The organism is Methanolobus bombayensis, assembly GCF_017873415.1.
Classification (GTDB): Archaea; Halobacteriota; Methanosarcinia; order Methanosarcinales; family Methanosarcinaceae; genus Methanolobus; species Methanolobus bombayensis.
Genome location: NZ_JAGGKD010000005.1, coordinates 86,860 through 100,203, shown reverse-complemented (window position 1 = coordinate 100,203; position 13,344 = coordinate 86,860). Strand labels below are relative to the sequence as shown.

The 13,344-nt window shown below is 41.5% G+C and carries 19 protein-coding genes and 3 tRNA genes; 4 read left to right on the top strand and 18 right to left on the bottom strand.

Going from position 1 to position 13,344, the window contains the following annotated elements; translation table 11 throughout:
* Positions 1–9: 9 nt before the first annotated feature.
* Complete coding sequence (locus tag J2746_RS07625) at positions 10–582, top strand: flavin reductase family protein (RefSeq protein WP_209618660.1); 573 nt, start codon at positions 10–12, stop codon at positions 580–582.
* A gap of 36 nt (positions 583–618) precedes the next feature.
* On the opposite strand, the gene J2746_RS07620 is transcribed toward J2746_RS07625, so the two are convergent.
* Positions 619–804 carry a 4Fe-4S binding protein gene (locus J2746_RS07620; protein WP_209618658.1) on the bottom strand — a complete coding sequence of 62 codons (186 nt, stop codon included), beginning with the start codon at positions 802–804 and terminating at the stop codon, positions 619–621.
* An 87-nt stretch (positions 805–891) separates the two neighbouring features.
* Between J2746_RS07620 and J2746_RS07615 the strand changes: the two genes are divergently transcribed.
* The 3 genes from J2746_RS07615 (at position 892) to uppS (ending at position 3,331) form a co-directional block, all read left to right on the top strand.
* The gene (locus J2746_RS07615) at positions 892–1,944 is read left to right on the top strand and encodes a radical SAM protein (RefSeq protein ID WP_209618656.1); all 1,053 of its coding nucleotides are present in this window, start codon (positions 892–894) and stop codon (positions 1,942–1,944) included.
* Between the two features lie 107 nt (positions 1,945–2,051).
* Complete coding sequence (locus tag J2746_RS07610; RefSeq protein WP_245250040.1) at positions 2,052–2,375, top strand: DUF2551 domain-containing protein; 324 nt, start codon at positions 2,052–2,054, stop codon at positions 2,373–2,375.
* A gap of 74 nt (positions 2,376–2,449) precedes the next feature.
* Entirely contained in the window at positions 2,450–3,331 is an 882-nt protein-coding gene (uppS, locus tag J2746_RS07605; protein ID WP_342451816.1) for a polyprenyl diphosphate synthase, read from the top strand.
* A gap of 132 nt (positions 3,332–3,463) precedes the next feature.
* On the opposite strand, the gene J2746_RS07600 is transcribed toward uppS, so the two are convergent.
* From J2746_RS07600 to J2746_RS07520, 17 genes are all read right to left on the bottom strand, one after another.
* Positions 3,464–3,551 (bottom strand) — tRNA-Leu (locus tag J2746_RS07600).
* Positions 3,552–3,629: 78 nt separating this feature from the next.
* Positions 3,630–3,717: transfer RNA gene (locus J2746_RS07595), tRNA-Leu, on the bottom strand.
* 62 nt (positions 3,718–3,779) lie between these two features.
* Entirely contained in the window at positions 3,780–4,577 is a 798-nt protein-coding gene (locus J2746_RS07590; RefSeq protein ID WP_209618653.1) for a DNA-directed RNA polymerase subunit D, read from the bottom strand.
* A gap of 27 nt (positions 4,578–4,604) precedes the next feature.
* A complete protein-coding gene (locus J2746_RS07585; protein WP_209618651.1) occupies positions 4,605–4,985 on the bottom strand; it encodes a 30S ribosomal protein S11 in 381 nt (126 codons plus the stop codon).
* A 4-nt stretch (positions 4,986–4,989) separates the two neighbouring features.
* The gene (locus J2746_RS07580; protein ID WP_209618649.1) at positions 4,990–5,559 is read right to left on the bottom strand and encodes a 30S ribosomal protein S4; all 570 of its coding nucleotides are present in this window, start codon (positions 5,557–5,559) and stop codon (positions 4,990–4,992) included.
* 13 nt (positions 5,560–5,572) lie between these two features.
* Positions 5,573–6,019: a 30S ribosomal protein S13 gene (locus J2746_RS07575; protein ID WP_209618647.1), complete on the bottom strand. Its 447-nt coding sequence runs from the start codon at positions 6,017–6,019 to the stop codon at positions 5,573–5,575.
* 257 nt (positions 6,020–6,276) lie between these two features.
* Positions 6,277–6,564: a hypothetical protein gene (locus J2746_RS07570; protein WP_209618644.1), complete on the bottom strand. Its 288-nt coding sequence runs from the start codon at positions 6,562–6,564 to the stop codon at positions 6,277–6,279.
* Positions 6,565–6,686: 122 nt separating this feature from the next.
* A tRNA-Ser gene (locus tag J2746_RS07565) sits at positions 6,687–6,773 on the bottom strand.
* Between the two features lie 9 nt (positions 6,774–6,782).
* On the bottom strand, positions 6,783–7,793 hold the full coding sequence (locus J2746_RS07560; protein WP_209618640.1) for an RNA-guided pseudouridylation complex pseudouridine synthase subunit Cbf5: 1,011 nt from the start codon (positions 7,791–7,793) through the stop codon (positions 6,783–6,785).
* A gap of 18 nt (positions 7,794–7,811) precedes the next feature.
* On the bottom strand, positions 7,812–8,345 hold the full coding sequence (gene cmk, locus J2746_RS07555; protein ID WP_209618638.1) for a (d)CMP kinase: 534 nt from the start codon (positions 8,343–8,345) through the stop codon (positions 7,812–7,814).
* Position 8,346: 1 nt separating this feature from the next.
* Entirely contained in the window at positions 8,347–8,967 is a 621-nt protein-coding gene (locus J2746_RS07550; RefSeq protein ID WP_209618635.1) for a DUF106 domain-containing protein, read from the bottom strand.
* Positions 8,968–8,989: 22 nt separating this feature from the next.
* Positions 8,990–9,637, bottom strand: coding sequence for an adenylate kinase (locus J2746_RS07545; RefSeq protein ID WP_209618632.1), 648 nt, complete (start codon positions 9,635–9,637; stop codon positions 8,990–8,992).
* A gap of 15 nt (positions 9,638–9,652) precedes the next feature.
* Positions 9,653–11,134 (bottom strand): preprotein translocase subunit SecY, encoded by a 1,482-nt coding sequence (gene secY / locus J2746_RS07540; RefSeq protein WP_209618629.1) that lies wholly within the window; start codon positions 11,132–11,134, stop codon positions 9,653–9,655.
* A 131-nt stretch (positions 11,135–11,265) separates the two neighbouring features.
* Positions 11,266–11,709 (bottom strand): uL15m family ribosomal protein, encoded by a 444-nt coding sequence (locus tag J2746_RS07535; protein WP_209618626.1) that lies wholly within the window; start codon positions 11,707–11,709, stop codon positions 11,266–11,268.
* Positions 11,710–11,713: 4 nt separating this feature from the next.
* Positions 11,714–12,175 (bottom strand): 50S ribosomal protein L30, encoded by a 462-nt coding sequence (locus J2746_RS07530; protein WP_209618623.1) that lies wholly within the window; start codon positions 12,173–12,175, stop codon positions 11,714–11,716.
* A gap of 1 nt (position 12,176) precedes the next feature.
* Positions 12,177–12,812: a 30S ribosomal protein S5 gene (locus J2746_RS07525; protein ID WP_209618619.1), complete on the bottom strand. Its 636-nt coding sequence runs from the start codon at positions 12,810–12,812 to the stop codon at positions 12,177–12,179.
* Between the two features lie 8 nt (positions 12,813–12,820).
* A complete protein-coding gene (locus J2746_RS07520; RefSeq protein WP_209618616.1) occupies positions 12,821–13,342 on the bottom strand; it encodes a 50S ribosomal protein L18 in 522 nt (173 codons plus the stop codon).
* Between the last annotated feature and the right edge of the window lie 2 nt (positions 13,343–13,344).

Below are 13,344 nucleotides of genomic sequence, written 5' to 3'. Positions count from 1 at the left end.
GGTGCTTTTATGAAAAAATCAATCGGAGCAAAATCACTGGCATATCCGACGCCTGTATGGCTTGTGGGAACCTATGATATGTTTGGAAATGCAAATGCAATGACTGCGGCCTGGGGAGGAATATGTTGCTCTGATCCACCGTGCATTGCAGTATCCCTCCGCAAGGCAACATATAGTTATGCCAACATCATGGAAAAAGAAGCTTTTACCATAAGCATCCCAACCGAAGATTATGTGAAAGAAACGGATTACTTTGGAATTGCAAGCGGAAAAGATGTGAACAAATTCGAGAAAATGGGGCTTACACCTGTAAAAAGTGATCTTGTGTATGCACCTTATGTGGAAGAATTTCCTATTGTTCTTGAATGCAAGCTGATACAGAGTTTTGAACTGGGACTTCATACCCAATTCATTGGAGAAATTGTAGATATCAAAGCAGATGAATCCATACTGGATGAGAAGAACAATCCGGAAATTAAGAAAATCCGTCCGATCATCTATTCACCTGAAAGAAGTTATTACGGACTTGGTGAATTCCTTGGGAAAGCATTTTCAATTGGTATGGAAGGAGTCGAGAAATAGTATGGTTAATGAGGTTCTGGCCTGAAATACAATGACTTATTCCATGTATACCAAGGCCTTATTTGGACATACGTTTACGCATTTCATGCAAAGATCACATTTTTCGTGATCAATATTAACAAAACCGTTAATCCTGTAAAGAGCTCCGTTAGGACAGATATTCTCGCATTTACCACATTTGCGGCAACCGATAGATACAATAAAACCTTCACGTTCTTCCATCTAAGTAATTTTATGTATGAATCTTACATAAGTTTTGACATCCGGTATAAAATACCCTTAAATACCTGCAGGTTATAGAATGGCATAATGAGTAAGATCATAAGTGGAGAAGCGGATTCTTTCCATTCTTTTCTTTCAGAAGGTTGCAAACTCTGTCAGGAGGGTTCAAAGATGGTTCTTTTTATAACAGGCATCTGTCCAAAGGATTGTTTTTATTGCCCTGTATCCGATGAGAGACGCGCAGATATCACTTATGCTAATGAAAGAAAGGTAATTTGTGACCGGGATGTTCTGGATGAAGCACTGCAGATGGATGCACTTGGAACAGGAATTACCGGTGGAGAGCCACTTATCAGAAAAGAAAAGGTAGTCCATTACATAAGACTACTTAAGGAAAGGTTTGGATCACAACACCATATCCATTTGTACACATCAATGACACCTGATAGAGATACTTTACAAGAACTGGCAGAGGCAGGACTTGACGAAATCAGATTCCATCCACCGGTAAATATCTGGGATAAACTGGAGGAAACAGGTTATGCCAATTCTATCAGGCATGCAAATGATCTGGGAATGAAAACAGGCATAGAGATACCATCTGTAAAAGGTGCAGAAGTGATAGGGATTTTTGCAAATAATTTAGGGTGTTTTCTGAACTTAAATGAGCTGGAATTTTCAGATACAAATTCGGATGCCATGAAAAAACTAGGATACGGTCTTGCTGATGATATGTCAAATGCAGTGGCTGGTTCAAAGGAATATGCACTTGAGGCTGTAAATAAGTGTGATAGAATCCATTTTTGTTCTTCAAGTTACAAGGATGCTGTACAGCTCCGAAAACGACTGCTACGTATTGCAGAGAATACTGCAAGATCGTTTGATGAAATTGGAGAGGAAGGAACGATTTATTACGGACATATTGAATGTGTGAATAATGATCAGGAAGCAGTTTATGAAGAACTCAAAAAAATTGAAGTTCCTGTGGATATGATGGAAATGACGTCAAATGGAATAGATATTTCCTGGTGGATACTAGAGGATATTGCAGAATATATCAGAAAACCTGATCGAAAATTGTGCATTATAGAAAGATATCCTTTTGAAGAAGGACTAATTGTTGAAAAAATACCTCTTTAAAAGGCTAAATTATATATGTGAGAATGATATAGATGGTACAATTTCCATATACAATGCAGGTTTTGAAGCTATCGGAAATAAATAGTTTTATAAGATAAAATAACATATTGAAGAAAGAGGTGTTTGTACTGGAAACGATTGAAGAGCGAGTAAGAGAAAGGCTTATTAAATATCTTAGTCGCGATGATACTGGTATACGCAAAGTAGTACTGAAATTGTTCCTTAATGGTGATAAGTTCACTACGGGAGACGTGTACGAGCATCTTCATAATACTGATTTTGATGTAAGTTACAGAGGCGTTTCAGCAATGGTAGGTCTTATGAATACCAGGCTTGGGATATTGAGTATTGATGTGACCGGCGATCATAATATCTATCTTTTGAAAGAGGATTACAGAGAAATTGTAAGAGACGTGCTTGAAAACTATTAACCCACTTTTTTAATCAGGATAAGTTCAAATACCAATTAAACTGTATTGAACTTGTTTTTATTTAATGCGCTGGAGTGTTAAGTATACTAAAAAACATACCAGGAATAGTTTACAAAGGATACGAACGCCTGCTTACCCAGGAAGTGAAAAGTGAGGAAGTACCACGGCATGTAGCCATTATTATGGATGGGAACCGTAGGTATGCACGAAAACTGGGACAAATAACATCATTTGGCCATAGCAAAGGAGCCGATGTCACAGAAAATGTAATGGAATGGGCATGTGATATCGGTGTGGAGTATCTTACAATTTATGCTTTTTCAACTGAGAATTTTAATAGAGCAAATGATGAAAAAGACAAACTTTTTGATCTTATAAGAGTAAAATTCGATGAGATTGTTGTAGATGAAAGGACCCATGAAAGAAAAATGCGAGTCCATGCAATCGGAGATATTGAAAAATTACCTGACATGTTAAAGGAATCAATAAAGAATGTTGAACTTGTAACATCTTCATATAATAACTTTAATCTAATAGTTGCAGTTGCTTATGGTGGAAGGCAGGAAATTATCCAGGCTGTAAGAGAAATTGCTGAAAAGGTTGAAGCAGGCAAGCTCAGCCCGGAAGACATTACTGAAGAAACAATATCAAGCCACTTATATCCATCTGGTAGTGCAGCACTGCCGGACGTTGATCTCATCATTCGTACAGGTGGAGATGAGAGAGTATCTAATTTCCTTCCCTGGCAGGCCAATGGAAGTGAATGTGCCGCTTATTTCTGTGCACCTTTCTGGCCAGAGTTTCGTAAGATCGACTTCCTTCGTTCTATTCGTGTGTATCAGACCCGTATGAAGGAAAGAAAACAACATACAACCATACGTGCAGCTCACTTTTTAACGGCTCTTGGAAAAGCAGAAATCGATGAAGTGAGACACCATTCCATAGATAATAATTAAAATCATATTCAAATCTATTATTACCTATATATCCATTTTAGATTACTATTTTTCATAAATAGCGAAAAATCCTGCTTGAAAAGAAACAAAGCAGTAGTAAATCAAATAAATTGTAGTATTAAAAAATGAGTTTGGTGCGGGAGGTGAGATTCGAACTCACGAACTCCTACGAGACTAGGCCCTCAACCTAGCGCCTTTGGCCTGGCTGGGCAACCCCCGCACAAGATATGCAGTAGAATTGGCGATTATTACAGGAAATATTGTGTCTTTAAATCCAACTTCCCGTTGAAAGGGAAATTGGTGCGGGAGGTGAGATTCGAACTCACGAACTCCTACGAGACTAGGCCCTCAACCTAGCGCCTTTGGCCTGGCTGGGCAACCCCCGCACAAGACAGTTTTCCTAGATTCAAATTATAAATTATTAGGAGAGTAAATCTCCTAAACCACATCAGAGGGACTCTAAAATTTGTCCCAACCGGCTGGCTTTCTCCTTAATAGTTGTTCCTGCATTTATAATTAACTGTTGAACCGTATAAGAACCATCGGATTCCATAGTGAAAATGAAAGATTTTTCATCTTCAGATACAGTAATTGCATCGATCTCACAGACAGATGCACAGAGTTTGCAAAGAATACATTTAAGGATATCGTCACCGGCTATTTCTGCACCGTTCGGACCAATGTGAATAATGTTCTTTGGACATTCGTTCACACATGCACCACATTCGTCACAGTTTTCGAACGTGACTATAGGCATATTCTTGTAGCCGCATGCCACACCAGCCTGCCATTTAGCATGTTTATACCCATAATTCATATGAGCAACAGCTTCAAGCACTACTTTCTGACCTTCTTTGAGATCAATAATAGGAATGTTCTGGTCGGCTGCTTGTACCCTTTCATCAGATGACACAAGATCACCTGAATATACCATTCTCGGACCTTCCGCACTAAGTGTAAGGGATATTTTACATGCTGGGCATTCAGCACCGCCACAGGTGCACTCTTCTACTGGTACAAACTCCTCAATGTCCGTTGTTAAGGGGATAAGACCAAGTCTTAACGCTAACTGTTCATCAAAGAGGACTGAGGTATTATTGTAGATATTCACATCATCAATTGCAAGAGTTGGTACATCAGAGAGCGCTGCTCTCCTGATACCATTCGCAAATGCTGCACTTGCATCGGATAATATGAACTTTGCAGACCTCTCTGACAGTTCAAGTATGTCTACTTCCATTGTCATGAGTTCATATCCGTTTATTTATATTATTTATGCTCTTCTACCGCCTCTTGGACGTGTACCGTCGTGTGGCACAGGAGTTACATCCTGTATCCTTCCGATCTTGATACCTGCCCTGGCGAAAGCCCTGATCGCAGCCTGTGCTCCCGGACCCGGACTCCTCTGTTTGTTTCCACCAGGTGCACGCACCTTGATGTGAACTCCCTCGATTCCCTTATCCTTAAGAGTATCTGCAAGCTGGCTTGCCATTTGCATAGCAGTATATGGTGAACTTTCATCACGAGCCGCTTTTACAACCATTCCACCGGATGACTTGGCAATAGTCTCAGCACCTGTAATATCAGTTACAGTGATGATAGTATTGTTGAATGAGCATTTAATGTGTGCTACACCCCAAATTCCATCTGCCATAGTATTACTCCTCCTCTCCTGCTATTGATGAAGCTATCTGTGCCGGCCTTTCTGGATGAGATTCACCAGTTAATGGCGAATTACCATAATAATCAATGTTCATCTCATCTTCCTTTGAGACAAGTACACTTGGAACCGTGACCTTCTGTCCATTGATAGAAATGTGGCCATGTGTGATAAACTGCCTTGCCTGCTTTGGAGTTCTTGCAAGACCAAGTCTGTATACCTGCGTCTGTAACCTGCGCTCAAGAATTGCTTCTGTCTGAAGAGCAAGAATATCATCGATATTTGCATCAGAAGGAAGGATTGAATATTTTCTCAATCTTTCAAGGATCTCAGTAGATTCGGTCTTAAGATGTCCTGTTAGTTCGCTGTCGACAAATTCAGCTGACTCTGCAAGTATCCTACGTGCATCCGCTCTGTACCTCCTCAGGATACTGACTGCCTTCCAGAGTTCTTTCTTGTTACGGAGACCGTACTTCTTGATGAGCTCTACTTCAGTGGCCATCCTGGCTGCCTGCCAAGGATGCTTTGGAGTATCGTAACTCTTTCTTTTCTTACCTGGATATCCCATAAGATCACCTTGTTTACTTCTTCTTGCTTACGCCGATGGTTGAGCCACGCCTTCCTGTGGACTTTGTTCTCTGACCTCTGACCTTAAGGCCTTTCTCGTGCCTCATACCACGGTATGCCCTTACCTTCTTGAGATTGTTTAGATCTTCTCTGAGGGTCATAATGATATCCTGGCCAAGAAGGTGCTTGTCATCACCTGTCATTGGATCTTCACATCTGTTAAGCATCCAGGTTGGGACATTCGTCTCAAAATTTGCTATTGCATCATCGAGTTTTGAAACATCCTCATCGGAAAGATAACCAATAAGCTCATCCGGGTCAACACCCGTGCTGTCAACTAAAATTCTTGATGTTCTAAGACCAATACCACGAATACCTGTCAGCGCATAGATTACAGGCTGACTTCCCTGTAGGTCAGTATTCATGATACGGACTAAGTGTCTTATTTCTTCGTCTGCCATTATTTCTTCCTCCTTAGGGACGCAAGCGCCCGGTAGCCCCGAAACGTAAGTTTCGACACACCCCGAATATTACTGGGGCAGGCAATTCTAAAGATTAATAGAATAACTCGCCTGTTTATACCATTGTTCTTATTTAATATTATTCATGTCGCAGAAAATAGTGAAACAGGTGAGCACCTAGTATAAGGTAATTGCATAAATACTTTCCTGTAAATCGAAGATAACTGTTTTAAAAGTATTAAAACCAAAAGTTTTAATCAGCGTTTTGAAAGCGCATTACTCAAATCAAGTTCAAGGCCATTTAATAACTCTTTTGCCACATGGTCAGCTATTTTCTTATTCAACGCTTCAGACGGATGAACCTGCCCAAGATTAATGTGGCAAACAGGACATTCCATAAACTCAACAAGCGCCATACTGTCATCTGCTATATTTGAATATAAAACTTTAATTTCTGCCTCACATTCCGGACAGGCCACAACTGTACTGCCATCGTCATCGATATCCATGTTTTCTTTTATGCGAAATACGTTTACTTCAGACATTATTACCCAACCTTCATTTTAAGTTCCAGTAATTATGCAATTCAATTAGAGCATACGCCTCTTAATCATTATAACCAAAATTTAAACCTGAAAAAATAATAATAATAATAATTAGAAAAGAATGGCGCCGAGAGGGGGATTCGAACTCCCGAGGGGCTGATGCCCCACAAGCTTTCCAGGCTTGCGCCCTACCGCTAGACTATCTCGGCACGCGTGTTTCATTGTGTTTTTTCTGGCTTGCTGTGCCAGCCTTGCGGATAAGTGCCAGCATCCATTATTACTCTTTCGGTCGTTGCTACAATTCCATGAGTATTTTCAAGAATTTCCTCAGCATTCATGACAGCTGTACAAAGTGCCACACCTTCTCCTTTTAAAGTGAAGATGCAGATGGAATCATCTTTTTTAATATCGGCATCAATGCTTAGTATTCCGGGCACTGCAATTGCCGCACCACGGCACACTGCATCCACTGCACTGTCACGAATTATTATCCTTGGAAGATGTGATAGACCTTCCTCCATGGGCCTTACAAACTCACGTAAAAAACGTTCATCTCCGTCCTCTTTCCACAAAACATAAGCATCCTTAAGATCCTGCAGTGTCACAAGAGTATCTTCTCTGAAAGGTCCTGTTTTAGTTCTGCGGAGTTCTTGCATATGAGCACCACAGCCCAGAGCAACACCAATGTCATGACAGAGTTTTCGCATATAAGTTCCTGCCTCGCAGCCAACACGCATAAGGACTGACTTACCCTTCACATCAAGAACTTCAAGGTAGTAGATTTTCCTGACACGCACTGCGCGCTTTACCGCTGAAATAATAGGAGGCATTTGGAAAATAGAACCTGTGAATTCCTTGCATACCTTACGGACCTTCTTCTCAGGAACATCCTCGTGCAAAGTCATCAGACAGATATACTCCTTACCCGAAAGGCGAAGTGCTGCAACAGTCTTTGTAGCCCTGCCAAGCATGATTGGAAGTACGCCTGTAACCACGGGGTCCAGTGATCCGGAATGTCCTGCCCTGTTAATTTCAAGTATATCCTTTACCCAGGCAGTAACCTCATGACTGGTGGGACCTGCGGGTTTGTCAAGATTGACAACTCCCATTTCAATATACTGTCTTATAGAACGCTGCTCAGGATTACAGCCATGAAGAGAATTTGTCTTCGCTTCTGCCTTATGTACTAATTTCCTTTCCTGCTCAGAAGGTAAAATTCCTGATTTCATAAAAACCGCCAGATTTTTTCAGACATTAGAATATGAACAATTATCAATTGCACAGGAAATAATATTTGCTATCTGGAACTGATTCCAATTTTCAGAATCTACAACAAGATCATAAATAGAAAAGTCACTAATGTCGATTCCATAGATAGTCCTATACCTGACAGCCTCGGAAGCTTCACGCTCAATGGTTTCATCAAGCTTATCTTTAAAAGAACTTCCTTCACGGCTGACAATTCTCTGAACCCGGACATCAACAGAAGCTTTTATCCAGACCTTAAGTGCCTTTTCTGCCATGTGTCCGGCGAGCCTGCCTTCAAGAATAATGTCATCACGGGTATTAGAAATCTCTTTCTGGCGTTCATCGATTTTGATATCTATACTTTCATCTGATTCAGCCAGTGCACCAAATTCCGCCAGAGTCATACCATACTCTTTAGCAAGGGAACGAAAAACCTCTCCGGCAGATATCATTTCAAGATTGTATTTTTCAGAAATTAAACGGGATACGGTAGTGGTACCACTTCCCGGAAGACCGCTTATAGTGAGTAACACTTCAGACTCCACCGACATCAAGAGCCTTTCTTATCAACTGACTGACAGCAAGTGAAGCAATAAAATACCAGAATATCCAATGCTGGAAAGGACCTAGAATGGGGTCAGTCAATATTTGTTCTCCCCAGAAAGGGAAAACAAGAGATGCAGCTTCATGACCCTTGATATAATAATAAGCCCACATGAACAATGGAAGAGAAATTACACTTATATATGCCATTGGCTTGAACTGCTGTTTTGACATCTCCATCTGGTCCCCCATCATTTCCTTACGCTCTTCATCCATCTTCTTCATAAGAGCAGTATTGTTTGAGAGTTGGGCTTCCCTGTATTCCTTCTGAAATACTTTCATCTTTTCCTGAGTATTACGCATCAAATCCCAATCAATAGTATATTTTTGGATGAGCGATGCGTAAAGAGCAGTAATAGAGGCCATTATAAAAAGGACAATATGAAAATTGCTTGCCCCGAGAATAGTCACTACCGGGTCCATGATGAGACTCATTGACCTTCCGAGAGAGTCCCTGAAGTCCTCGCCAAGTATCATGATACCGACCATAAGAGAAATACCAAAAGCCAGCAGGAATTGATCCAGCTTTTTCTTGAATTGTTCTGTAACCAAAAGATAGCCTCTCTAAATTATTTTATTTAAATTTATCCATTATGTTGCAAATGTCATTCAAAACAACATCCACAGCGCCAGAACCATCTATATTAACAAGAAGTTCAGCATCATCATAGTAGTCAATTAGTGGCTTTGTCTTATCATTATAAACAGCAAGCCTCTGACGAATTACTTCTTCCTTGTCATCATCTCTCTGATAAAGTCCAGCACCGCATGCATTACAAATTCCTTCCTTCTCAGGAGGATTGAACATAACATGGTAACTCTCACCACATGCACAGCTGCGACGTCCACTGAGTCTTTTCACAAGTTCATTATCACTTACCTCGATATTAATAACCGCATCGAGAGGTTTGTTGATCTCGTTAAGAATATCAGTGAGGGCGTCTGCCTGAGGAATTGTACGTGGATACCCATCAAGCAAGTAACCAGTATCACAGTCACTCTCACTTAATCTATTCCTGATAAGTCCGATAAGAACCTCATCAGGTACCAGTTCACCTTTGTCCATGTACTGTTTTGCTTTTAAACCAAGTTCAGTACCATCACGGACATTAGCTCTCAATATATCCCCTGTGGAGATATGTGGAATGTTATAATATTTAGATAATTCCTTTGCCTGGGTGCCTTTGCCGGCACCCGGTGGGCCAAATAATGCAATATTCATATTTACACCTGTTTTTTATTCCTGTCCGAAGAAGGACCTTACCATCGGATGCATTTCCATCATCTGCTCGGATGCTATATCCTCATACAAACGGTATACAATACTCACCGCAAGCAGAAGACCTGTACCACCTGCGCCTCCAAGGGTACCAAGCATACTTGCAACAAGTGTCAGGAAACCAATAAAAGCACCACCAATAACGGTCACTTTTGGTATATACCTGATCATAACTTTTTCAATGCTGCCAATGTTCCTTCTGAAACCCGGAATCTGCATACCTGAGTTAAATATCTTCCTGGCTGTTGGTTTTGCACCCATTCCTGTTGTTTCGATCCAGAACAGAGCAAAGATAATACCTCCTACAATAAGGAACACAGCATCAATTAGCACATGGAGACCTATCTGCCAGAGAGCAGGAACAGGAGCGCCATAACCAGTAAATGATTCCCTTACAAGAGAAGGTATCCAGTCATAAGGACTGTGGATAGGAGCAAGGTAATACATGATACCATTGATAGGTGTTGATCCGCTGAACTCACCAAGGAAAGTGATGCCCTTGCTGCTGAGAAGAAGACCTACCATCTGTATATTTGCCTGCAATGCCCTTACAAGAATCATTGGCAGGACTGAAGCATAAATAAGTTTTACAGGGAACTTACCCCTTGCACCTCTTACTGCACTGTGTGCCAGAGGAATCTCAATACGAGTACTTTCAACATATACGACAAGCAGGAATATTACCACTGTACTCACAAGTGCAAGGATACCGCCAGTTACCAGAATGGTTAGAATACCATTAGCACTGGTTATAAGACCCGTTAATTCCCCACTTTGCAGCAGGTATATCCATTTAGGGAAGAAACCTGTAGGGAGACCTGACGAATCTGTTGTCCAGTTGAAGAGACCTGTTACAATCTGCTGGGAAACACCAGCAACAATGAAAAGACCTACACCGGAACCAATACCCCATTTGGAAACTACCTCATCCATGAAGAGTACCAATGTGCCACCAATGCATATCTGTATAAAGATGATAAATGTAATTACATCAAGACCTACACCCAGTGTAGCTGCAAGAGCCGCATCAGGTTGGATGTAACCACCAACTATCTGTGGCAGGGCTTCCAGTACTATCATCACAAAAACCATGAATTTTTGTGCTCCCTGGAAGAAAGCCTGATCTGATGGATTGGACATGTCAAGTTTGATGACATCTGCACCAACCAAGAGTTGAAGGACAATTGATGCGGTAACAATAGGACCTATACCCAGAAGCATCAGAGAACCCGAAGCTCCGGCAAAAAATGCTCTATAGGACTCGAAAAGATCTATCGAATCCGCTGACAATCCAAACAGCGGTACATTAGCAAGTGCAAAATAGAGCACAAGAATTCCAAGAGTCCACATTAATTTATTTTTAAAATGGACATGCCCTTCCGGGCTTGATACCGCAGGTAATTTATTAAATATTGGTTCCAAACTATCCTTAAGACTCATTAATTCCACCCTTTGAATGGAAAAATCCATGCAATTTTAGGTAAAGTACACCTTAATGGATTTACACATTAATAAATATACACCCTTTAAATTGCATAATATAAAAATAAAATAGGTAATGCCAAATGGCATTACTCTTCTATTTCAGTGCAAGATCCACCTGCACTTTCAATCTTTTCTTTCGCACTTGCAGAGAATTCAGCTGCTGTTATTGAAAGTTTCTTTGACACCTTTCCGGATCCAAGTACCTTGTCAATGTCAAGAACTGACAGATCGATTACAAAGGTATCATCCTGAAGTTCTGCAAAACCATCTTCAACGAGCTGATCTGCAAGTTCATCAAGTTCACCTACGTTTACAATAGAAGTGTCATTTAAGACCTTCAGTGGACGGGTAAATCCTCTCTGGTGCCCACGGCGGTATCCGAGTTCTATTGCACGGGTAAAATGGTGCTTGTTTTCACCAGACCTACCCCTACCACCACGGTTACCTGCACCACGTCTATTCTTGGTTGTTCCGCCACCACATGTGCGTGAACCTCTGAACTTCTTTGTGTTGCTTTTCTTTGATGTCATGGGATTACCTCATTTTCTTCAACAATTTGTTGATATCTTCACCATGGTTACCCAGTACACCGCCCTGCTGAACTGTTCTCTTCATACCGGAATGGCCTTTCCTTGGTGGGTGAAGCCTGAATACCGGCTTGAGCTTTGGAACATCTTTTAGGGTTGCGTTACCTTCACAGATAGCCTGTGCAAGAGCTTTGATAGAGTCATAGTCTGTGTTTTCAGCTACATACTCTTCGGTGAGTCTGTCTCCACCTTCAAGTCTTCCACGATTTGTAAGCATTTCTGCAAGTGTGTCAGCATCAATGATACCGTATGCCACATAGTCCTTTACCTTCTGGATCATTCCTGCATTGTTAGGATTGTCAGCAAGGAGAACACAATGGTTTACTTTGTGCAGACGAATCATCTGAAGGGTATCCTTGATGGTTCCTCTTACATTTACGTCTCCACGTACTCTGACCAAAGCGTACATTTTAAGCCTCCTTAGTCTCCAGGTTTGCAGGCATCCTTACAATACCTGTGTTCTCTAATGCCTCAAATGTAGCCTTTGCGAAGTTCAGGGTCGTCCTTGTGGTACCTTCAGTCCTTGTCCAGACATCTTTTATACCTGCTTTCTCAAGTACTTTCCTTGCAGTATCTCCTGCAGCAAGACCAAGTCCCCTTGGTGCCGGTTTAAGCTCAACGAGTACACTGCCTGCCTTTCCACGTACCTGTGAAGGTACTGTGTGCTCAAGACCACATGCGCATTCCCATGAACCGCATCCGCGTTTTACTCTTATAATGTTGATCTTTGCGTTGCTGATAGCTTTTCTGATAGCTGGTCCTACCTGAACGTCCTTTGCCTGTCCAAGACCAACAAAACCATTGCCATTACCAACAATAACAGTTGCTCTGAACTTAACACGACGACCGGAGTCAGTCATTCTCTGGACCATGTTGATATCGAGAACCTCATCCTCAAGATCAGGTAAAAGGATATCGATAATCTTGGATTCCCTTATTGGAAGACCTGATTCTATAACTTCGTCCATGGAAGTGATCTGCCCTTCTTGAACGAGTTTTCCAAGTCTTGTCTGTGGAACCCATTCGTCTTCATATTCATATGCCATGTAATCACCTAGTTGAACTCTGCAGAGATCTTTTCCTTAACTGCATCAAACAGTTCAGGCAGATTTGAGTCTTCCATGTACTCTGCTACGTGTTCTCCTCTTACCCTCTCATCTGAAGGAAGAACAGATGAGTCATGAGGAATTTCGAATCCTGCATCTACGATGCCCTTCAAGGTTGCATATACACGTGATCCGGATGTTGATGCCTGGAGTCCTATATCAAGAACGCCGTAATCATATCCCTCGCTCAGTGCTCTGTAACCGAATAACAGACCTGTAAGATACGCTGCTGTTGTGTTTCCTGTTGGAGCATCGTATCCGTATTTCTTAAGTTCTGTTGAAATTGCAGCTGAAAGAGTTACGTCTCCTTCAGGTTTTGGAGCTATAAGCTGGACCTGCATGTGCCTTGAACTCTTGCGTACTACCACACGGTCTTCCTTTGAAAGGAGTAACCTGAGTCTCTGGTGGTAATCAGTACGCCCTTCTCTTCGTCGCCTGAATGCGACTTTATATTTGGGTCCTGTTGCCATGA

Coding starts and splice junctions, on each gene's coding strand:
- J2746_RS07580 (WP_209618649.1), bottom strand. CDS start 5,559: ATGGGATATCCAGGTAAGAAAAGAAAGAGTTACGATACTCCAAAGCAT.
- secY (WP_209618629.1), bottom strand. CDS start 11,134: ATGAGTCTTAAGGATAGTTTGGAACCAATATTTAATAAATTACCTGCG.
- J2746_RS07590 (WP_209618653.1), bottom strand. CDS start 4,577: ATGACAATGGAAGTAGACATACTTGAACTGTCAGAGAGGTCTGCAAAG.
- J2746_RS07545 (WP_209618632.1), bottom strand. CDS start 9,637: ATGAATATTGCATTATTTGGCCCACCGGGTGCCGGCAAAGGCACCCAG.
- J2746_RS07585 (WP_209618651.1), bottom strand. CDS start 4,985: ATGGCAGATGGAATTTGGGGTGTAGCACACATTAAATGCTCATTCAAC.
- J2746_RS07520 (WP_209618616.1), bottom strand. CDS start 13,342: ATGGCAACAGGACCCAAATATAAAGTCGCATTCAGGCGACGAAGAGAA.
- J2746_RS07535 (WP_209618626.1), bottom strand. CDS start 11,709: ATGACATCAAAGAAAAGCAACACAAAGAAGTTCAGAGGTTCACGCACA.
- J2746_RS07560 (WP_209618640.1), bottom strand. CDS start 7,793: ATGAAATCAGGAATTTTACCTTCTGAGCAGGAAAGGAAATTAGTACAT.
- J2746_RS07615 (WP_209618656.1), top strand. CDS start 892: ATGAGTAAGATCATAAGTGGAGAAGCGGATTCTTTCCATTCTTTTCTT.
- J2746_RS07525 (WP_209618619.1), bottom strand. CDS start 12,812: ATGGCATATGAATATGAAGACGAATGGGTTCCACAGACAAGACTTGGA.
- J2746_RS07570 (WP_209618644.1), bottom strand. CDS start 6,564: ATGTCTGAAGTAAACGTATTTCGCATAAAAGAAAACATGGATATCGAT.
- J2746_RS07575 (WP_209618647.1), bottom strand. CDS start 6,019: ATGGCAGACGAAGAAATAAGACACTTAGTCCGTATCATGAATACTGAC.
- J2746_RS07625 (WP_209618660.1), top strand. CDS start 10: ATGAAAAAATCAATCGGAGCAAAATCACTGGCATATCCGACGCCTGTA.
- J2746_RS07620 (WP_209618658.1), bottom strand. CDS start 804: ATGGAAGAACGTGAAGGTTTTATTGTATCTATCGGTTGCCGCAAATGT.
- J2746_RS07530 (WP_209618623.1), bottom strand. CDS start 12,175: ATGTACGCTTTGGTCAGAGTACGTGGAGACGTAAATGTAAGAGGAACC.